Source organism: Streptomyces sp. NPDC007856, assembly GCF_042868225.1.
Taxonomy (GTDB): domain Bacteria; phylum Actinomycetota; class Actinomycetes; order Streptomycetales; family Streptomycetaceae; genus Streptomyces.
On sequence record NZ_JBIAEC010000013.1, the window covers coordinates 224,004 to 244,134 of the forward strand.

Genomic DNA, 20,131 nt, shown 5'->3' on the forward strand with positions numbered 1-20,131 from the left:
CGCAGATGCCGAGCGCGGCCACTCAACCCCACAGGATGCCGCACCCGGCAACCCAGCCCCGCAGTCGCCGAAGGCCGCGGCCCGGTTCCGGCGACGCCGGGCGCCCCCGTCGGCCCCCACGTGAGCCCTCGCGTGAGCCCGCTTCAAACCCCCACCAGCACACGTCAGACCCCCCACCAGCACACTTCAGGCGCCCGCCGCCCCACGTCAAACCCGCCTCAGCCCACGTCAGCCCACCGGCTGCGGCTGGAGTCGTTCCGCACCGGCGTACACGTTCATCGACGTACCGCGCAGAAAGCCGACCAGGGTCAGCCCGCTCTCGGCCGCCAGGTCCACGGCCAGCGAGGAGGGGGCCGAGACGGCCGCAAGCAGGGGGATTCCGGCGAGCACGGCCTTCTGCACCAGCTCGAAGGAGGCGCGGCCGCTGACCATCAGCAGGGTGCCGCGCAACGGCAGCAGGTCCGAGCGCAGGGCGTGTCCGACGACCTTGTCCACGGCGTTGTGCCGGCCCACGTCCTCCCGCATGCACAGCAGTTCGCCGTCGGCCGTGAACAGTCCGGCCGCGTGCAGGCCCCCGGTGCTGTCGAACACCTTCTGCGCCGCACGGAGCTTTCCGGGCAGGGAGGCGAGGAGCTCCGGGCCCACGCGCAGCGCGTCCTCGGCCACGGACCACCTCGTGGCCATGCGCACCGCGTCCAGGCTGGCCTTGCCGCACAGCCCGCACGAGGAGGTGGTGTAGAAGTTCCGCTCCAGCGACGCGCCGGGCACGGCCACGCCCGGGGCCAGGCCGACGTCCACCACGTTGTAGGTGTTGCGGCCGTCCGCCGTGGCGCCGGCGCAGTAGCGGATGCCGGTCACCTCGCCGGCGGCATGGACGACGCCCTCGCCCGCCAGGAATCCGGCCGCGTGGTCGAAGTCGTCGCCCGGGGTGCGCATGGTCACGGTGAGGGGGCGCCCGCCGACCCGTATCTCCATCGGTTCCTCGGCGGCCAGGGTGTCCGGCCGGGCGGAGGGTACTCCGTCGCGGATCCGGAGCACCCGCCGCCGTACCGTCACTCGTCCCATGGACCTGCTCCTCTCCTGCGGATCCCAGGTGCTCCAGGTCGCTCAGCCGGCGGCGCGCGTGGGCTCCAGGCGGATCAACACGCCTTTGGACGTAGGGGTGTTACTGATGTCGGCGACACTGTCCAGCGGCACCAGGACATTGGTCTCGGGGTAGTAGGAGGCCGCGGAGCCGCGGCTGGCGGGATAGGCGACGACACGGAAGTCCTCCGCCCGGCGCTCCAGCCCGTCGTGCCAGACGGCGACCAGGTCCACCCGGTCGCGGTCGGCGAGCCCGAGGGCGGCCAGGTCGGCGGGGTTGACAAGCACCACCCGGCGGGCGTTGTGGATGCCGCGGTAGCGGTCGTCCATCGCGTACGGCACGGTGTTCCACTGGTCGTGGGAGCGCAGCGTCTGCAGCAGCAGATGGCCCTCGGGGATGTCCGGCATCGTGAACTCGTTGACGGTGAAGACGGCCTTGCCGCTCGGCGTCCGGAACACGCGCTGGTTCACCGGGTTGGGCAGCCGGAAGCCGCCGGGCCTCGCGACCCGGGCGTTGAAGTCCTCGAAGCCCGGTACGACCCGGGAGATGCGGTCGCGGACGGTGCCGTAGTCCGCCTCGAACTCCTCCCAGGGGATGGCGGGTTCGTCGCCGAGGGTGCGGCGGGCCAGCCGGCTGATGATCGCGACCTCGCTGAGCAGGTGCGGGGAGGCCGGCGCCAGGCGGCCGCGGGAGGCGTGCACCTCGCTCATGGAGTCCTCGACGGTGATGAACTGCTCGCCGGACGCCTGGATGTCGCGGTCGCTGCGGCCGAGGGTGGGCAGGATGAGGGCCGTATCACCGCAGACCGTGTGGGAGCGGTTGAGCTTGGTCGAGATGTGCGCGGTGAGCCGGCACCGCCGCATCGCCTCCTCGGTGACATGGCTGTCGGGGGTGGCCCGGACGAAGTTGCCGGCGACGCCGAGGAAGAGCTTCGCGGTGCCGTCGCGCATGGCCCGGATGCCGTCGACCGAGTCCAGTCCGTGCTTCGCGGGCGGGGTGAAGCCGAACTCGCGGCCCAGGGCATCGAGGAACGTCTGGGGCATGCGCTCCCAGATGCCCATCGTGCGGTCGCCCTGGACGTTGCTGTGGCCGCGCACCGGGCACACGCCCGCGCCCGGCCGACCGACATTGCCGCGCAGCAGCAGGAAGTTGACGACCTCACGGATGGTGGGGACACCGTGCTTGTGCTGGGTGAGGCCCATGGCCCAGCAGACGATGATCTTCCCGCTGCGCAGCACCCGGTCGTGGACGCTTTCGATCTCCTCCCGGGTGAGCCCGGTCGCGGTGAGGACGTCCTCCCATGCGACCTTCCGGGCGTGGTCGGCGAAGTCGGCGAAGCCGGTGGTGTGGGTGCTGATGAAGCCGTGGTCGAGTACGGTGCCCGGGCGCTCGTCCTCGGCCTCCAGCAGCAGCCGGTTGAGGGCCTGGAACAGGGCGAGGTCGCCGCCGGGCCGGATCTGCAGGAACTGGTCGGCTATCGCGGTACCCCGGCCGACCACTCCGCGTGCCTTCTGGGGATGCTTGAAGCGGATGAGTCCGGCCTCCGGCAGCGGATTGACCGCGATGACCTTGCCGCCGTTGCGCTTGGTCTCCTCCAGTGCGGTGAGCATCCGCGGATGGTTGGTGCCCGGGTTCTGTCCGACGACGAAGACGAGGTCGGCGGTGTGGATGTCGTCCAGGGAGACGCTGCCCTTGCCGATGCCCAGGGTCTCCATCAGTGCGGATCCGCTGGACTCGTGGCACATGTTGGAGCAGTCCGGCAGGTTGTTGGTGCCGTAGGCGCGGGCGAAGAGCTGCAGCAGGAAGGCGGCCTCGTTGTTCAGCCGGCCGGAGGTGTAGAAGAGGGCCTCGTCCGGGGAGTCCAGCCGGCGGAGCTCGTCGGCCAGTATGTCGAGCGCCTCGTCCCAGCCGATCGGTTCGTAGTGTTCCGCACCGGGCCGCTTGATCATGGGCTCGGTCAGCCGACCCTGCTGGTTGAGCCAGTAGTCCGACTTGGCGCCCAGTTCGGCGATCGGGTACTGGCGGAAGAACTCGGCGGTGACCCGGCGCGAGGTGGCTTCGTCGCTGATGTGCTTGGCGCCGTTCTCGCAGTATTCGTTGAGGTGCCGCTTGCCCGGTGCGGGCTCGGGCCAGGCGCAGCCCGGGCAGTCGAATCCCTTGACCTGGTTGATGTTCAGCAGGGTCAGCGCGGTACGTCGTACGGTCGTCTGCCCCAGCGAGTACTCCAGTGCGTGTGTCACCGCCGGGACACCGGTCGCCCAGCGCTTGGGCGGGGTGACCGACAGATCGTCCACGGGGTCCTCGTTACCGCTCATCTTCCGGTCCGCCTCTTTCTCCGATGGGCACTGCGGGGCAGCATCCGCCTCTTTCCGGAGACACGTCAAAGAGGTGTTTTCGATGGCGTGATAAGCGCGGGTTATCGGATAGGCGCCACCTATCGGCACCCAAGTGGGGCCTCTTTGACTTCCTCGGACGGCTCACCAACGATGACCCGCATGACGGCATCCCGGACGCACCCGGCCGATGGCCCGGCACCGCACGGACCGCGAACCCAGCCGGACCCGCTCCGGGCCGCGCGGGCCTGGGAGACGGCCCGCGCGATCGCCCGGTCCTGCGCCGGGCACCCGCTGCCCGCGGTCCCCCGCGTTCTCACCGACGCGCTGGGCCACGCACTGGCCGAACCGCTCGTCGCGCTCACCGACCTGCCCCCGTTCGCGACCGCCGCGATGGACGGCTGGGCCGTGGCCGGACCGGGCCCGTGGCGGCTCGGCGGCACCGGCGTCCTGGCCGGCCGGGAACCCGGGCCGCTCGCGCCGGACTCGGCCGTGCCCATCGCCACCGGCGCGCCGGTGCCGGCCGGCGCGACCGCCGTACTGCGGCGCGAGCACGGCGCGGCGAACCCCGAGCGCGGCCTGCTGTACGACCGCTCCCCCGCGCCGGTGCCCGAAGGCCGCGACATCCGGCCGCGCGGCCAGGAGTGCCGCTCCGGTGAGCCGCTGCTGCCCGCCGGCACCACCGTGACCGAACGGGTGCTGGGCCTGGCGGCCGCCGCCGGGTACGACCGGCTGACGGTGCACCGTCGGCCGAGTGTGGAACTGCTGGTCCTCGGCGACGAGTTGCTCCGGCACGGCGTGCCGCGCGGCGGACGGGTCCGGGACGCGCTCGGGCCGCTGCTGCCGCCGTGGCTGCACGCGTGTGGCGCCGAGCTGATCGGCCATCGTCTGCTCGCCGACGACCTCGACGCGCTCCGGGAGGCCGTACGCCGCTCGCCCGCCGACGTCGTGGTCACGACGGGGAGCACAGCGGCCGGACCGGTGGACTTCCTGCACGACACGCTCCGGGCGGTGGGCGCCCGGCTGCTCGTGGACTCCGTGGCGGTACGGCCGGGTCACCCGATGCTGCTCGCCGAGCTGCCGGCCACGGCCGACGGCCGGGCACGCCGACTGGTCGGGCTGCCCGGCAACCCGCTCGCCGCGGTGGCCGGCATGGTCACGCTGGCCGACCCGCTGTTGCGCCACCTCGGCGGGCACTCCGGCGCCGAGCCGGTCAGGCTGGTGGCCGGCTCCGCCCTGCCGGGGCATCCGCGGGACACCCGGCTGCTACCCGTGTTCACCACGGGGCAGGAGGTGACGCCGCTGCCGTTCGACGGTCCGGCGATGCTGCGCGGCCTGGCCCTGGCGGACGGCCTCGCGGTGGTGCCGGCGGCCGGCGTGCCGGCCGGCACCGGAGTGGACGTGCTGGAGCTGCCCGGCCGGTGAGGCCGGCCACTCACCCAGCTCGACGGCACGATTTGGCGCCATCTGGCGGCGCCAACCGGTGCCACCCAGAATGGTGCACCCTTCGCAGCACGTTCACCCCGTCCGAGGCCCCGGAGCAGACCGAGGACACCGTCAAGGTCCGCGCCCGGACGGGTTGGGGCAACATCGACATCCGCCGTGCCCAGGCCTAGCGTGGTGGGATGCAGCACGAGGTGACCGATGCCGACACCGCGGTGGCGGTGGGCAGCGGTGACGTGCCGGTGCTCGCCACCCCGCGGCTGATCGCGTGGCTGGAGGCGGCCACCGTGCGGGCCGCCGCCTGCTTCAGCGACTCCGGTCGGACCACCGTCGGCACCGAGGTGCGGGTCCGGCATCTGCGGGCCACGCCGGTCGGCGGCCGAGTGGAGGTGAGCGCCGAACCTTCCGCCTCCGTCGCGGGCGGGCGCCTCACCTTCGTGGTGCGGGCCGTCGACAGCTCGGGCCGGCTGGTCGCCACGGGCGAGATCGACCGGGCGGTCGTCGACCGGCAGCGGTTCCTTGCTCGCGCCCTGGACTCGGCAGACCACTGACGACCGGGCTCGTCATACGGGCGTGTGTCCCCGAAGGTACTCGCGTACGGCCGCGGGGAGTTGGACGTCGGCGGTCTCGGGGATCGGCGCCCAGCGCACCTGCTCCGGGGTGAGAGCGGCCCCGTCCGACGGCGTCCCGCTCAGCACCTGGCACACCACCGCCGCCGTACCGTCCGGGGGTGGACCGTCGTGTCGGGCCAGGGACTCCGTGCCGTCGACGAGGTACCCGGTGAGTTCGTAGACGACGCGCGCCGCGGTGGCCTCGGCGGGCTCGGCCGGGTCGGGAGTGCCGGACGGCAGTGCCCAGCCGTGGCCGTCCTCCACGAGCAGCAGCCGGCCGTCGTACAGGACGACCGCCTGCACCACGCCCTCGGCGGGCTCCAGCGTCATGACCGACCACCAATCCCCCGGCGCGCGCGGCCGGTTTCCCCTCCGCCTACCCAGACCTGGCAGGTCATGCACCAGCGCCGTGTCATTTCCAGCTGCTGGGCTCAGTACAGCACCGGCAGGTCTCCGGGTCGTACCCGCACCGTCACCGGCAGGGCGGCGTCGACCTCCCCGTCCGCGCCGTAGGGAACGGGCCTGTTCGCCTCGATGCGCAGTTCCCTGCCGCGCAGCACGCGCACCTCGGGGCGGTGCACATGACCGCCCGTCTTCAGCTCGTTCATGAGGGTGAAGAAGAGCCTGCGCGGTGCCTCGCGGATCATCACCACGTCCAGCAGGCCGTCGTCGACACGCGCGTCGGGGGCGATGAGCCGACCGGAGCCGTAGTAAGGGGAGTTGGCGGCCACGACGGTGTAGCCGCGGTGGGTGTGTTCCTCGCCGTCGACGGTGACGCTGTAGTCGGCCGGCCGCCACGTGGTGACGGCACGCAGGCCGCCCGCGTAGTAGGAGGCGGAACCCCGCAGCAGCCGGGCGTGGTTGGCGTGCCGGTTGGCCACCGCGTCCACGCCGGCGTAGACGCTGCCCAGGACGACCGTCCGCGGGTGGACGGCCGACTCCACCTCGATGGTGTCGACCGGCCGTGGCTCGGCGTGCAGCAGGATGCCGGCGAGTGCCGCGGGGTCGGCGGGCAGTTCGAGGGCGCGGGCGAAGTCGTTGCCGCGTCCCGCGGGCACCAGGCCGAGGACGGTTCCGGTGCCGCTGAGTGCGCCGCCGATGCCGCCGGCGATGCCGTCGCCGCCGACGGCCAGCACGATCCGGCCGCGCTCACCGGCGCGGCGGGCGATGTCCTGGGCGTGGGCGAGGCTGTTGCTGTACTCCGTCTCCAGTTCGGCCCCGGCCTCGCGCAGCAGCCGGGCCAGGTGGAGCAGGGTCGCCGCCCCGGTGGAGCCGCCCGCGGTGGGGTTGACGACGGCGGTGAACTGTCGCATCGGTGTGCCTCCGAAGCAGGCGGATCGGGTGGGGTCGGTCAGCGGATCGGTGGGTCAGTCGGTGGGGAGCAGGACGCCGGGGTTGAGCAGGCCCTCAGGGTCCAGGCGGCGCTTGACGGCACGCAGGGCCGAGATGCCGAGCCGTCCGGCCTCGCGGACGTACCAGTCGCGGTGGTCGGTGCCGACTCCGTGGTGGTGCGAGATGGTTCCCCCGGCCGCCAGTACGGCCTCGTTGGCCGCGTGCTTGGCGGGCGTCCAGTGCGCCACCGGGTCCTCACCCTGGGCGCTGACGACCGTGAAGTACAGCGAGGCGCCGTTCTCGTAGACGTGGGAGATGTGGCACATCACCAGGGGTGGGGTGCCGGCTTCGGTGAGGGTGTCGGTGAGCGCGCTGCGTACGGCCGTGTAGAGGTCGGGGATGCGGGACCAGAAGGCGGCGGTCTCCAACGTCTCGGCGAAGGCGCCGACGTCGAGGAGGGCGTCGCGCAGGTACGGCGCCGAGAAGCGGCCATGGGCCCAGCGTTCGCCCGGTTCCGCTCCCACGAGAGTGCCGCCGCAGGCGGTGAGGACGGCCGCCGCCTGCTCCCGGCGCTGTGCGGTGTCCTCGGCCGTGCCCTCGTAGCCGGTGATGGCGAGACAGCCGGCCGCGCTCTGCGCCAGGTCGCCGCCGATGGCGTCGGGCTGGGCCAGGCCGATGAGGGTCTCGGTCTCGTCGGACAGCCGCAGCACGGTCGGCCTGGGTCCGTCCTGGGCCAGCCTGCGCAGCGCGGCGGCGCCCTCCTCGAAGGAGGCGAACCGCCAGCCCTCGTAGATCCGCGCCCGCGGCACCGGGCGGATCCGTACGGTGACCGATGTGATCACGCCGAAGGCGCCCTCCGAGCCGAGGATCAGCTGGCGCAGGTCGGGTCCGGCGGCGGAGCGCGGGGCGCGGCCGGTCTCGATCGTTCCCTCGGGGGTGGCGAGGGTCAGGCCGAGGACCATCTCGTCGAAGCGGCCGTATCCGGCGGAGGCCTGGCCGCTGGAGCGGGCGGCGGCGAAGCCGCCGATGGTGGCCCACTCGAAGGACTGCGGGAAGTGGCCGAGGGTGAAGCCGTGTTCGGCGAGCAGGGCCTCGGCCTCGGGGGCGCGCAGACCGGGCTGGAGTACGGCGGTGCGCGAGACGGGGTCCAGGTCGAGCAGGCCGTTCATGCGGCGCAGGTCCAGGGCGATGAACGCGGTGCGCTGCGGGGCGAGTCCGCCGACGACCGAGGTGCCGCCGCCGAAGGGGACGACGGCGAGGCCGTGTGCGGCGCAGGCGCGCAGCACGGCGAGGACCTCGTCGTGGGAGGCTGGCAGGACCACGGCCTGCGGGACGTCCGCGAAGTCCCCGGTGCGGATGCGCAGCAGGTCGGGAGTGGACTTGCCGCGGGTGTGCCGGATGCGGCTCTCGTTGTCGGTGCGGACGTGGTCCTCACCGCCGACGGCCTCGGCGAGCGCCTTGAGCGCGGCCGGGGAGGCCGTGCTGGCGGGCAGTTCGATGTCCTCGAGGGTGAGGGCGGGGGTGGTGCGGGGCTTGACGCCGAGCAGGTCGCGCAGCAGTCCGGTCACCGAGTCGGGCAGCGGTGCCGCCTTGGCCGGGTCGCCCCAGCCGTTCCACAGCATGTCCATTGAACGGTCGTCCTCACAGGTCGGTGTACTCGGTGTCCTCGGTTCACGCGACGGCCGGCGGGCCGCGCCGGGGGGGACGGTGTCTGCTCCGCCCGACCCCGGGGCGTTACACTGTGACACATGACGCCTATTCGTCACAACGGCTCGGACAACGATCATGTGCTCGACGCGGTACGCGACTGTGTGCTGGCCGTCGGCGTCCGCCGCACCACCCTCGCCGACGTGGCCCGCCGCGCCGGTGTCTCACGGATGACGCTGTACCGGCGCTGGCCGGATCTGCGGACCCTCGTGGGCGATCTGATGACCCGCGAGTGGATCGACGTGGCCACCCGCGCCATCCCCGAGCCCGCCTCCCGCACGGACACCCGCACCCGGATCGTGGACGGACTGGTGGCAGGCGTCGAGACCTTCCGGGCGCACCCGCTCTTCCGCAAGATCGTCGACGTCGACCCGGAACTGCTGCTCCCCTATGTGCTCGACCGGCGCGGAGCCAGCCAGGAGGCGCTGCTGGCGCTGCTGGCCGACGGGCTGCGCGACGGCCACGCGGACGGCTCCGTGCGCCCCGGGCATGTCGAACGGCAGGCCCGCGCCCTGCTGTTGACCGTGCAGTCCTTCACCCTGTCCCTGCGCACGATGACCGACGAGGACGATCCGGAGCTCGACTCCGCCGCCTTCCTCGGCGAGTTGCGCACCCTCCTGGAGAGGACCCTCACGCCATGAGTCACACCCGGGCCGACGCCGGCTCGTCCCTCAGCGCACACCGCCGTCGCCGGGAACTGGCCGAGGCCGCCGACGGCAGGGTCGCCGACGTCCTGGTCGTCGGGCTCGGCGCCACCGGGGCCGGAGCCGCGCTGGACGCGGCGGCCCGCGGCCTTGACGTCGTCGCGGTGGACGCCCACGACCTGGCCTTCGGCACCTCCCGCTGGAGTTCGAAGCTCATCCACGGCGGGCTGCGCTATCTGGCCTCCGCGCAGTTCGACGTGGCGCACGAGAGCGCGGTCGAGCGCGGGGTGCTGATGACCCGCACCGCCCCGCACCTCGTGGCCGCCCAGCCCTTCGTCCTGCCGCTGACCCCCCTGGTGTCCCGGGCCCAGGCCTCGCTGGCGTGGGCCGGGTTCCGGGCCGGGGACATGCTGCGGCTGGCCGCCCGGACCCCGCGCCAGGTGCTGCCCGCCCCGCGCCGGCTGTCGGCGACGGAGGCCCGGCATCTGGCGCCCTCGGTGCGCTCGGCCGGACTGCGCGGCGGACTGCTGTCCTGGGACGGCAAGGTGACCGACGACGCCCGGCTGGTCACGGCCCTGGCCAGGACGGCCGCCGCGCAGGGCGCCCGGGTGCTGACCCGGGTCAGGGTGCTGGAGCTGACCGGCACCGGCGCCCGGATCCGCGACGAACTCACCGGCGAGGAGGGCGAGATCAGGGCCCGCGCCGTCATCAACGCGGCCGGGGTGTGGGCGGGCGAGCTCGTCGAGGGCATCCGGATCCGGCCCTCCCGCGGCACCCATCTGGTCCTGCGCTCGGAGCGGCTCGGCACCCTGCCGGCCGGCCTGCACATCCCCATCCCCGGCGAGACCAACCGCTTCGTCCTGGTCCTGCCCCAGGGCGACGGCCGGGTGTACGTCGGTCTCACCGACGAGCCGGTCGACGGCGGGATCCCGGACGTCCCTGAGGTTCCCGAGACCGACATCGGCTTCCTGCTGGACGTGCTCGGCTCGGTCCTGGACACGCCGGTGGCCCGGGACGAGGTCGTCGGCGCCTTCGCCGGACTGCGCCCCCTGCTGGACACCTCCGGCCACGACGCCCGAGACGGAGCCCCCGCCCGCACCTCCGACATCTCCCGCCGGCACGCCGTGCTGACGTCCCCCGACGGCATCACGACCATCGTCGGCGGCAAGCTCACCACCTACCGGCGGATGGCCCAGGACGCCGTGGACGCCGCGACCGCCGCGCGGGGCCTTCCCGCCGCGCCCTCCCCCACCGCCGCGCTGCCGCTGGTCGGCGCCGCCGCACCCGACCGGCTGCGCACCCTGTCGGCACCCCGGCGCCTGGTCCGCCGCTACGGCACGGAGGCGGAGGCCGTCCACGCCCTCGCGGCCGAGGATCCCGCCCTGGCCGAGCGGGTCCTGCCGGGCCATCCGGTCACCCGCGCGGAACTGCTGTGGGCGGTACGGCACGAGGGCGCACTGGACGAGTCGGATCTCCTGGACCGGCGCACCCGCATCGGGCTCGTACCCGAAGATCGCGCCGAGGCGCTGGCCGTGGCACGGGAAGTACTGGACGAAGCGGCCGCGCGACGCTGACGCGCCGACCGCCTTGCCCGGGCGAGGCGGTACCTGTTGTCGGTGGTGATCTCCGATGGAGGCGGCCTGGTCACGTCCCCGACGCAACCGGGCGGGCAGCGCGGCGGAGGCGCCCCTCCGCAACCGGGCAGGGCTCGCTGAGGCGCAGGCCGTGCGGCCTTGAGGTGCCGGCCGGCTGGACCGAACGGCGCAGGAGAGCGGGAGCGTCAGAGCAGGCGGCGGATGTCGCCGCGGACGCGGTAGAAGCCGCCGGCCGCGGGGTGCAGGGCGTCCACGACGTAGCGGGCGCCCGGCTGGCGTATCGCCCGCGGGAACTGGACGTTCCAGGAGGTGTCGTAGCCCTCGGACACCACATGCACCCGGAGTCGGCCGCCGTCCTGCACGCACTCGACCACGACGGCTCCGGCCGGTGCCTGTGTGACGGTGGCCACCGCGGCCACGGCGGTGGCGGGCTGGTAGGTCGGCAGAGCCGCGGCAACAGCACGCGGTCCGGGCTTCAGTCCCGCCGCCAGTCTTGCCCGCGACAGCGGCCGGCACGTGCCGGTGGCGCTCGGTCGGTGCGCGACCTCGAGGGTTCGCCCCTGGCGCATGTACTTTTTATCCGAGCGGCGCAGCTGCTTCTGCGTGCGCCGCGTCACAACGGCCATCACCCACCGATGAGTTCGGTGAACCGCCCGGTGTCGATGTTGCCGCCGGAGGCGATGATGCCGATGCGGCGCGGGAGGTTTTCGACGCGTCCGGCCAGGAGTGCGGCCAGGCCGGTGGCGCCGCTGGGTTCGAGGACGATCTTCAGGCGTTCGAAGGCGAAGCGCATGGCGGCGACGATCTCCGCGTCGCTGACGAGGGCGATGGCGTCGACCAGGCGCCGGTTGATCTCGAAGGTGATCTGGCCGGGCGTGGACAGGGCCTGCCCGTCGGCGATGGTCCTGGGCACGGGCACAGTGACGCGGGCGCCGCTCTCCAGGGACCGCTTGGTGTCGTCCCCTGCCTCCGGCTCCACGCCGATGACCCGGACAGCGGGGTGCAGGGCTTTGGCGGCGGTGGCGCTGCCGGCGATCAGGCCGCCGCCTCCGACGGGCACGAGCAGGGCGTCGATCGGGCCTGTCTCGTCGAGGAGTTCCAGGGTCGCGGTGCCCTGTCCGGCGATGACGTGGGGATGGTCGTAGGGCGGGATGAGGGCCAGCCCGCGGTCCTCGGCCAGCGCCGTACCGAGCGCGGTGCGGTCCTCGGTGTAGCGGTCGTAGGTGACGATCTCGGCACCGTATCCGGCAGTCGCCTCCCGCTTGAGGCGCGGGGCGTCCTCGGGCATCAGGATGACGGCGCTGGTGCCGAGTTCGCGGGCGGCGAGGGCGGTGGCCTGGGCGTGGTTGCCGGAGGAGTAGGCGGCGATGCCCTTCGCCAGCTGGTCCGGGGAGAGCTGGGCGGCCGCGTTGTAGGCGCCGCGGAACTTGAAGGCGCCGACGCGCTGGAAGTTCTCACACTTGATGAACACCTCGGCGCCGACGAGGGCGTTCAGGGTGCGGGAGGTGACCACGGGGGTGCGGTGCGCGACGCCTTCGAGGCGCGCGGCGGCCGCACGGATGTCGTCGTACGTTACGGGCGAAGCGGCGGCCATGGCGGTCTCCGGAAGCTGCCTGGACGGATTTTCCATTCTTGGACTCGAACTCTATGAAGATCGGCGCCCTGCTGTCCAGGGAGAGGCGGGACGGACGTTCGCTTCCGTCACTGACCAGGCTGCGCCTCAGGACCGGGCGAGGACGCAGAACTCGTGGCCCTCCGGGTCGGCCAGGCACGTCCACGGGACGTCGCCCTGGCCGACGTCGAGGTCGGTGGCGCCGAGGGCCCGCAGCCGGGCCACCTCCGCTGCTTTGTCGTCACCGGGGCAGGGCACCAGGTCAAGATGGACGCGGTCCGGCACGGTCTTCACGCCGGGCGTGCGGAGGAACTCGAGATACGGGCCGACACCCTTGGCGGAGCGCAGCACCGCATGATCGTCAGTCACCTCGCACAGGGTCCAGTCCACCGCCTCACCCCAGAACCGGGCCATGGCCCGCGGATCCGCGCAGTCGACCACCACCCGGGCGATCGGTCCGGTGTCCCGGTAGATGTCCCGCGGCTCCAGCACGCAGAACTCGTTGCCCTCCACGTCGGCGAGAACCGTCCACGCCACGTCACCCTGACCGACGTGCGCGGGCGTCGCACCGAGATCCCGGAGGCGCGCGACCAACTCCGCCCGATGGGCTGCGGAGGCGGTGGCGAGATCGATGTGCACACGGTTCTTTGTGGCCGTCTTGGGTTCCGGCACGGCGATGACGTCGACGCAGACGCCGACCGGGTCCAGCCAATCGAAGCCGGCGGGTTTGGCGGCGGTCGCGCCGGGTTCCGAGCTGGAAACGCTCCATCCGAGCGCCTCCGCCCAGAACCGGCCGACCGCCGAGTCGTCAAGAGCCTTTACGTTCACCAGAACCGGTCGCAGCGCCATGCCGGCGATCTTACGCATCCGCTCTGCAACGACATCCGCACTGTCGCCGAACGGAGATCAACGCACCGCCCTCATGCTCAGCTCGCCAACCAGACCAGGCCGGTTGCGGCGTGGTGATCGACGCGGCCTGGCTGCGAGCGCCGGGTCCGCCGGCCGGAGCGGGCGGCGCCGCGGCGGCGGCGAGCCTGGGCCACTCCGCTCTCGCAGGGGAGCCGAGCACGTGCTCGCCGTGCAGCCCGAAACGCGTTCGCCGGTCTCGCCGGTGCTCGTGGATGCCCGGATCAGCCCGTACCGGGCGAAACTGAAGTACAGCGCTTGCGTGGACTGCAAGTTGTAGGTCGTCCCCTGCCCAGTGGGCGCAACCGGCGAGGACGGCCCGTGCGACGCCCTGACCTGTACGGCCACAACCAGACCGCACGACGTACCCGGATGGACAGGACCAGACCACGGAGCGCGGACACCCCCGGCGCACGCACCGAGCGGCGGCGAGGCCCGGACGAGCCGGGGTGGGAGGGGCGGGGAACGACCCGAGCGCAATGGATTCACCGTTCCCCGCCCCCGGCGCGTCGGCCCGCCTCGTCACGGACACGGAGGGACGACCCGCGACCGGTCGGACGAAGCTTCGACTCACCGATCTTGTTCCGACCTTCCGACGCCCGCGACGTGCAGGCCAGCGGAGCCGGTCCGGCCGGGTGACGGGCCCCTCCGCGCAGGGGACGGGACGGCGGTTGAGGGGCGCCCCGTACAGGGGGCGGGACGGCGGGTGACACTTGGGCCGCGCACGTCACGCTGAGGCCGGCCACGGATGCCGCCTCCGCTCGCACGGTGACCGGAAGCAGGCCACGGGCGACACCACGCCGAGCCAGGCAGCAGGCGTACGGCGCCCACCCTCGCACGGGGTCCGGAGCCATGCCGCTTGCGACATCCCGCGCCGGACGGACCCTGGCCGGCGGAGAGAGGCAGATGGAGCCGCCGCATGAGCCGCGCCCGGCGGGCAGCAACTCTGGCCGTTCTCCGCCCCCGCCCCCGCCTCCCAGGTGTGCCTCATGCTCCCCTCACCACTGCGTCCCCATCGCCCAGGACGGGGCCCTCATCCCTGTCCGACGGCTCCACTCGGCGGAACCTCCGCTGGTCTCGGTGCCGGCCCGCGCTGGACAGCGCCGCTGCCGGCTGAGCCGGACGCCCAGCGCCTCCTGGGCAGGGCGCGGGCGAGGGCGGCACCGGTCACGCCCACGCCGTAGGCGGAGGTGAGGAGGGTGAACTCGCGCGTCTCGGCGGCCGGATCGACGTCGGCCTGGCTGTCGAAGACCCACACGAGAAGCTCGCACGCGCTCGCACTGCGGTCGCGCTGCGCCTGGCCAACGCCCCACAGCTCGGCCAGGCAACCGTCGTTGCCGCAGGTGCCCGAGCCCAGGACGTCCCCGGGGCGCACACCCGATCCGTTGCCACTGCCAGCCGCCACACGCCGCACCGCACCATCCTGAGCTCGGGGAACTCCCCGCGCACCCCGGATAGTTGATGTGGGAAGCTTTGGCCAACCGTTTGCGGGACCGAGGCCGTGACGGTCGTGGAGAGGAGCACAGCGTGACTCAGGACGGCGGCCAGTCCGTGCACATCGACACCAGCAAGCCGCATCCCGCACGGATCTACGACTACCTCCTGGGCGGCAAGGACAATTACGAGGTGGACCAGCTGGCGGGCGACCAACTGGCCGCGGCGGCCCCCGAGGTGTGGATCTCCGTGCGGGCCAACCGCGCCTTTCTGCACCGTGCGGTCCGGTACGTCATCGACAGCGGCGTCCGCCAGATCCTCGACATCGGCACCGGGCTGCCCACCTCGCCGAACGTGCACGAGGTCGCCCAGGAGCTGGCTCCGGACGCGCGCGTCGCCTATGTCGACAACGACCCGATCGTGAAGGCGCACGGCGACGCGCTGCTCAGCCGGGCCGGCACGACCAGTATCGTGCTCGCCGACCTGCGCGATCCGCAGTCCGTCATCGATCATCCCGAGGTCCGCCGGATCATCGATTTCGACCGGCCGGTCGCCCTGTTCCTCGTCGCCATCCTCCACTTCATCCGTGACACGGACGAGCCGGAGCGGATCGTGGCCACCCTGCGCGACGCGCTTCCGGCCGGCAGCTTCCTGGTGCTCTCGCACGCGACGGGAGACTTCGCCGACGACCGCAGCGCGGCCGAGGCCGTCTACAACAGCGCGACCGCCACCATGAACCTGCGGTCCCGCGACAGGGTCGAGGGGTTCTTCGACGGGTTCGAACTGGTCGAGCCCGGCCTGGCCCAGGTTCCCTTCTGGCGCCCGGACACCACCCCGCCGCCCGGCTCCGAGGCCATCGGTTTCTACGGCGGCGTGGCCCGCAAGAACGCCTGAAACCTGGATCACCGGGTTTCAGGCGCGGGTGCACCGGCACTGTTCGCCGGCGCGGTTTCCACGGCTGCGCTCCGCTCGTCGACCGCATCCGGCGTTGACACGGGCTGTGCACGGCCGTGCACACGGCCCTCGGCCCGCCGTGCCCGTGCTCGTGCGCCGCCTCGCCGGGGACGGCACCGGAGCGTCCCGGGGACGGCGTCGGCCCGCACGTGCCGGCCGTGCCTGGTGAGGCTCGCGTGTTGGTGCGACGCTGGGTGAAGAGGTCTGCGACGAGGGGCATCCTGGAGGGCCGATGGGACGCGACGTCCCGGCGCTCGTCTTCACCCGCGAGGACCGCCGCCGGTACCGGATCAAGATGCACGCGTGCCTGGACACGTTGGCGCAGATGCTGCGCGAGGCACGGTTCGAGTCCGAGCGGCCGCAGGTCGGTCTGGAGATCGAGCTGAACCTGGTCGGCGACGACGCCGAGCCGGCGATGCGCAACACCGATGTGCTGAAGGCGATCTCCGACCCCGCCTGGTCCACCGAGCTGGGCCGGTTCAACCTGGAGATCAACGTGCCGCCCCGGGGGCTGACCGCGGGCGGACCCGACGCGTGGGAGTCGGAGATCCGCGCCGCGCTGAACCACGCGGACGAGCGGGCCAGGTCGATCGGCACACGGCTGATCATGATCGGTATCCTGCCCACCCTGCGCCAGCAGGACATCGGCGAGGAGACTCTGTCGGAGAACCCGCGCTACCAGTTGCTCAACGACCAGATCTTCGCGGCCCGCGGCGAGGACCTGCGCATCGAGGTGGACGGCGAGGACCGGCTGCGCACCTACGCGGACACCATCACCCCGGAGGCCGCGTGCACGAGCACGCAGTTCCATCTCCAGGTGTCCCCCGAGGAGTTCGCCCCGTACTGGAACGCGGCACAGGCCATCGCCGGGGTCCAGGTGGCGCTGGCGGCGAACTCACCGTTCCTGTTCGGCAAGGAGCTGTGGCACGAGACCCGCATCCCGCTGTTCGAACAGGCCACGGACACCCGCCCGGAAGAGATCAAGGTGCAGGGCGTACGTCCCCGGGTGTGGTTCGGGGAGCGCTGGATCAACAGCGTCTTCGACCTGTTCGAGGAGAACCTGCGCTACTTCCCCGCTCTCCTCCCGCTGTGCGACGAACAGGACCCGGCGGAGACCCTGGACAGCGGGGACATCCCGGAGCTCGGCGAACTGACCCTGCACAACGGCACGATCTACCGCTGGAACCGCCCGGTGTACGCCGTCTCCCACGACCTCCCGCACATCCGGGTGGAGAACCGGGTGCTGCCCGCTGGCCCCACCGTCGCCGACACCCTCGCCAACGGCGCCTTCTACTACGGCCTCACCCGGGCCCTGGTGGAGGAGGAGCGGCCGGTGTGGTCGCGGATGTCGTTCGCGGCCGCCGAGGACAATCTGCACACCGCCGCCCGGCGCGGCATCGACGCCCCGTTGTACTGGCCCGGCATGGGCGAGGTGCCGGTGCCGGAGCTGGTACTGCGCCGGCTGCTGCCGCTGGCGCACCAGGGGCTGGAGCAGGCCGGCATGGACGAGGCGTGGCGGGAGCCGCTGCTCGGCATCATCGAGCAGCGCTGTGTGACGGCACGCAACGGCGCGGTGTGGCAGAAGGAGATGTTCCACCACCTCGACGCCACCACGCGCGCCGGCCGCCATGAGGCGCTGCGCCGGATGACCCAGCTGTACATCGACTACATGCATCTGAACGCGCCCGTCCACACGTGGCCGGTGGACTGAGCCTGCTGAGCCGCACCAAGCCGGTCTGCCGTGAGGTGTCACCCTTGAGGCGGCTGACGTCGCCCACGAGGTGGGCTATCGCACCGGCCCGCACTCGTCGACGAGCACGGTCGGTTCCCCGAGGAACACGTCACCGTCGACCGGGCCGTAGGCGACGTTGAAGGTGTTGAGCGAGTACGACCAGTCCGCCGTCCCGGAGCTGCTGCTGTGGCGGTGGTTGAGCTGCCACCGCACCCACTGGCCGGGCCGCGGCCGCACCGCCGGCGGCCTGCGGGGCCGGAGCGGCACACGCTGTGGGCGAACACCCGGAGGCCGCAGTCCCGTTCGCACAGGCTGACGGGCATGCCGTCGAGATCCGTCCGGCTCTCCTCGGCCGTGAAGTCCTGCCGCTCGGTCACCCATACGACGTGCGCGCGGTCCAACGGCACGTCGGGCAACGGGAATCCGACCGGCACCGCGTTCCGCCGGGCCGCGGCCGCGCCACCGCGTGACCGCTTGGTCCAGACGGTCCGCACCCACTGTGCGGTGATGTCCATGGCCGGACCGCGCCCTACGCGGGCGAGCCGGCCGGCCGTCGGCGCTACGCGCCGGGGCACGGCGGGGTGTCCGGCAGGTGGGCCTTCGCCCACTCGCCCAGTTCCCGAAGCGCCGGCTCCAGGGCGGCCCCCGCCTCGGTCAGCCGGTAGGACACGCGCAGCGGCGGTCCCTCGTCGACCTCGCGGAGCACGAGTCCGGCCGCACCGAGTTCCGCGAGCCGGTCGGACAGCATGCGCTCGCTGATGCCGGGGACGGCCCGGCGCAGGTCGGCGAAGTGTGCGGGCTGTTCCACCAGGACGGCCACGATCGGGCCGCTCCAGCGTTTTCCGAGCAGCTGGAAGACACGGGTGATGCCATCGTCCACCCGTTTGCACGCCGCGCTGTCGTGTGTCACGTCCGCCGCCATGCGATCAGGGTACTACCTCGATGTAGGGGGATGAAAAAAAGTAAGCCCCTGTGCTAAAGATAGTCCTGTACGAAAACTCAGCCAGTGCTGAGCCACGGGGATAGCCCTGTCCCTTTTGTCTTCTTTCTGGAGTCACTATGGCCACCTTGCTGCACATCGACTCGTCCGTGTTCCCGACCGAGGCCTCGGCCTCGCGCGCCGTGGCGGAGGCCTTCCGCGCGCACTGGCAGGAGCAGCACCCGGACGGCACGGTCGTCCACCGCGACCTCGCGGCGCAGCCCGTCCCGCACATCAGCGCCGCCGCGCACACCGCAGGCTTCGCCGACCCGGCCTCGCACACCCCGGAGCAGGCCGCGGCCTTCGCCGAGCGTGTCCGGCTGATCGAGGAGCTGGAGCAGGCCGACGCGGTGCTGATCGGCGCCCCGATGTACAACTACTCGATCCCCTCGACCCTCAAGGCCTGGCTGGACAACGTGATCCTCTTCGGCCGCACCGCGGGCGAGACCCAGTCGGCGAAGGGCACCCCGGTGACGGTCGTCGCCAGCCGGGGCGGCGCGTACGGGCCGGGCACCCCGCGCGAGGGATACGAGTACGTGCAGAACTACCTCTCGGCCGTCCTCGCCGACGCCCTCGGCCTGGACCTCGACTTCATCGTCCCGGAGCTGACCATGGCCCCGCAGAACCCGGCGATGGCCGAGCTCATCCCGCTGTACGAGGCCTCCCGCGACCGCGCCCTGGAGGAGGCCGCCGCAAAGGCCAAGCAGCTCGCGGAGCGCCTGGCGGCCTGACCAATCCACCCCGGCCCCGGCGCCGTCCTGAACGCGGCGCCGGGGGCGGTGCGGCGGCGTGGGTGAGCGGCAGGTCGCGCAGGCCGTACGCGACGAGGACCGCCCACGGTCCCGGCGGGCAACCGGGGCCGGAGGTCGCCATGCGGACGATCGAGACCGGCCCGAGAACCGGTCGCGGCCACGGATGTACTGTGCAACGACCTGCTCAACGCCCCCGTGCACGGACACCTGAGGAGTGGCACCCGTTGGCCGCCAGCTACTTCGAGCGCATAGATCAGCATCGCTACAAGCCCACCCCGCACGCGAGCGGCGCGTGGGACACCGACGAGATGCACTTCAGCCCGCTGGGCGGACTCGTGATCCACGCGATCGACCAGTACCGCGCCGAGCGCCCGGCGAGCGGACTGCTCCTGTCCAGGATCAGCTTCGACATCCTGGGGCGCCTCGCCCTGGACGAGTGCGAGATCCAGGTGGAGTCGATCCGGCCCGGCCGCACCATCGAACTGCTCGAAGCGGTCGTCCGCATCGCGGACCGGCCGGTGGTGCGGGCCCGCGCCTGGCTGCTGACCGAGGTGGACACCAGCGCAGTGGCCGGCGATGCCGAGGCGCGCCTCACCCCGCCGGACGGACTCGCCGGTCACTCCCTGGCCTCGCTCTGGCCCGGCGGCCACTGCGCGTCCGTGGACGTCCGGCCGGTCACCCCCTCGGAGCCGGGCCGCGGCACGGTCTGGATCTCCACGGACCTCGACCTCGTCGCCGGCGAGCCGTGCAGCCCGGTCGCCTCCTATGTCGCCCTCGTCGACACGGCCAACGGCATCGCCGTACGCCGGCCGCCGACCGAGTGGATGTTCCCCAACGTCGACCTGACGATCCATCTGCACCGGCAGCCGGCGGGCCGCTGGGTCGGCCTGGACACCACGGTCGCCTTCGGCCCCACCGGCCAGGGCCTCACCAGCAGCGTCCTCCACGACGTCCACGGCCCGGTCGGCCAGGCCCAGCAGACGCTCACGGTACGGCCACTTCCGGGCCGGTGA

Annotated in this window: 18 protein-coding genes and 1 pseudogene; 8 read left to right on the plus strand and 11 right to left on the minus strand. The window is 72.6% G+C overall.

The window, feature by feature from the left end; genetic code table 11:
- Nucleotides 1-228: 228 nt before the first annotated feature.
- Nucleotides 229-1,065 (minus strand): formate dehydrogenase accessory sulfurtransferase FdhD, encoded by an 837-nt coding sequence (gene fdhD, locus ACFYOH_RS29480; RefSeq protein WP_388631547.1) that lies wholly within the window; start codon nt 1,063-1,065, stop codon nt 229-231.
- 42 nt (nt 1,066-1,107) lie between these two features.
- Complete coding sequence (locus tag ACFYOH_RS29485; RefSeq protein ID WP_388631550.1) at nt 1,108-3,399, minus strand: FdhF/YdeP family oxidoreductase; 2,292 nt, start codon at nt 3,397-3,399, stop codon at nt 1,108-1,110.
- Nucleotides 3,400-3,579: 180 nt separating this feature from the next.
- Here ACFYOH_RS29485 and ACFYOH_RS29490 point away from each other — a divergent pair, with 180 nt between their 5' ends.
- Both ACFYOH_RS29490 and ACFYOH_RS29495 read left to right on the plus strand, forming a co-directional pair.
- Nucleotides 3,580-4,842 carry a molybdopterin molybdotransferase MoeA gene (locus tag ACFYOH_RS29490; protein WP_388631553.1) on the plus strand — a complete coding sequence of 421 codons (1,263 nt, stop codon included), beginning with the start codon at nt 3,580-3,582 and terminating at the stop codon, nt 4,840-4,842.
- 200 nt (nt 4,843-5,042) lie between these two features.
- Nucleotides 5,043-5,411 carry a thioesterase family protein gene (locus tag ACFYOH_RS29495; RefSeq protein ID WP_388631556.1) on the plus strand — a complete coding sequence of 123 codons (369 nt, stop codon included), beginning with the start codon at nt 5,043-5,045 and terminating at the stop codon, nt 5,409-5,411.
- A gap of 12 nt (nt 5,412-5,423) precedes the next feature.
- On the opposite strand, the gene ACFYOH_RS29500 is transcribed toward ACFYOH_RS29495, so the two are convergent.
- From ACFYOH_RS29500 to ACFYOH_RS29510, 3 genes are all read right to left on the minus strand, one after another.
- Nucleotides 5,424-5,801: an NUDIX hydrolase gene (locus ACFYOH_RS29500; protein ID WP_388631559.1), complete on the minus strand. Its 378-nt coding sequence runs from the start codon at nt 5,799-5,801 to the stop codon at nt 5,424-5,426.
- A gap of 101 nt (nt 5,802-5,902) precedes the next feature.
- Complete coding sequence (locus ACFYOH_RS29505; RefSeq protein ID WP_388631562.1) at nt 5,903-6,784, minus strand: diacylglycerol kinase family protein; 882 nt, start codon at nt 6,782-6,784, stop codon at nt 5,903-5,905.
- Between the two features lie 54 nt (nt 6,785-6,838).
- On the minus strand, nt 6,839-8,431 hold the full coding sequence (locus ACFYOH_RS29510) for an FAD-binding oxidoreductase (RefSeq protein ID WP_388631565.1): 1,593 nt from the start codon (nt 8,429-8,431) through the stop codon (nt 6,839-6,841).
- A gap of 120 nt (nt 8,432-8,551) precedes the next feature.
- Between ACFYOH_RS29510 and ACFYOH_RS29515 the strand changes: the two genes are divergently transcribed.
- Nucleotides 8,552-9,151, plus strand: coding sequence for a TetR/AcrR family transcriptional regulator (locus tag ACFYOH_RS29515; protein WP_388631568.1), 600 nt, complete (start codon nt 8,552-8,554; stop codon nt 9,149-9,151).
- Nucleotides 9,148-10,728, plus strand: coding sequence for a glycerol-3-phosphate dehydrogenase/oxidase (locus ACFYOH_RS29520; RefSeq protein WP_388631571.1), 1,581 nt, complete (start codon nt 9,148-9,150; stop codon nt 10,726-10,728). The genes ACFYOH_RS29515 and ACFYOH_RS29520 overlap by 4 nt, the downstream gene beginning before the upstream one ends.
- Before the next feature lie 206 nt (nt 10,729-10,934).
- Here ACFYOH_RS29520 and ACFYOH_RS29525 read toward each other — a convergent pair.
- The 4 genes and pseudogenes from ACFYOH_RS29525 to ACFYOH_RS29540 all read right to left on the minus strand — a co-directional run.
- Nucleotides 10,935-11,264 (minus strand): annotated as a pseudogene (locus tag ACFYOH_RS29525) (molybdenum metabolism regulator); the annotation flags it as partial.
- A gap of 110 nt (nt 11,265-11,374) precedes the next feature.
- A complete protein-coding gene (locus ACFYOH_RS29530; RefSeq protein ID WP_388631574.1) occupies nt 11,375-12,343 on the minus strand; it encodes a threo-3-hydroxy-L-aspartate ammonia-lyase in 969 nt (322 codons plus the stop codon).
- Between the two features lie 126 nt (nt 12,344-12,469).
- Nucleotides 12,470-13,210: a VOC family protein gene (locus tag ACFYOH_RS29535; protein WP_388631577.1), complete on the minus strand. Its 741-nt coding sequence runs from the start codon at nt 13,208-13,210 to the stop codon at nt 12,470-12,472.
- A gap of 1,090 nt (nt 13,211-14,300) precedes the next feature.
- Nucleotides 14,301-14,672: a hypothetical protein gene (locus ACFYOH_RS29540; protein ID WP_388631742.1), complete on the minus strand. Its 372-nt coding sequence runs from the start codon at nt 14,670-14,672 to the stop codon at nt 14,301-14,303.
- 122 nt (nt 14,673-14,794) lie between these two features.
- Between ACFYOH_RS29540 and ACFYOH_RS29545 the strand changes: the two genes are divergently transcribed.
- Entirely contained in the window at nt 14,795-15,595 is an 801-nt protein-coding gene (locus ACFYOH_RS29545) for an SAM-dependent methyltransferase (protein ID WP_388631580.1), read from the plus strand.
- A 292-nt stretch (nt 15,596-15,887) separates the two neighbouring features.
- A complete protein-coding gene (locus ACFYOH_RS29550; protein WP_388631584.1) occupies nt 15,888-17,366 on the plus strand; it encodes a glutamate-cysteine ligase family protein in 1,479 nt (492 codons plus the stop codon).
- Between the two features lie 75 nt (nt 17,367-17,441).
- Here ACFYOH_RS29550 and ACFYOH_RS29555 read toward each other — a convergent pair whose 3' ends face one another.
- The gene (locus ACFYOH_RS29555) at nt 17,442-17,624 is read right to left on the minus strand and encodes a hypothetical protein (RefSeq protein ID WP_388631587.1); all 183 of its coding nucleotides are present in this window, start codon (nt 17,622-17,624) and stop codon (nt 17,442-17,444) included.
- Between the two features lie 322 nt (nt 17,625-17,946).
- Nucleotides 17,947-18,309 carry a winged helix-turn-helix transcriptional regulator gene (locus ACFYOH_RS29560; protein ID WP_388631590.1) on the minus strand — a complete coding sequence of 121 codons (363 nt, stop codon included), beginning with the start codon at nt 18,307-18,309 and terminating at the stop codon, nt 17,947-17,949.
- A gap of 137 nt (nt 18,310-18,446) precedes the next feature.
- Here ACFYOH_RS29560 and ACFYOH_RS29565 point away from each other — a divergent pair, with 137 nt between their 5' ends.
- Nucleotides 18,447-19,097: an FMN-dependent NADH-azoreductase gene (locus tag ACFYOH_RS29565; RefSeq protein ID WP_388631593.1), complete on the plus strand. Its 651-nt coding sequence runs from the start codon at nt 18,447-18,449 to the stop codon at nt 19,095-19,097.
- Between the two features lie 245 nt (nt 19,098-19,342).
- Nucleotides 19,343-20,131 carry a thioesterase family protein gene (locus tag ACFYOH_RS29570; protein WP_388631596.1) on the plus strand — a complete coding sequence of 263 codons (789 nt, stop codon included), beginning with the start codon at nt 19,343-19,345 and terminating at the stop codon, nt 20,129-20,131.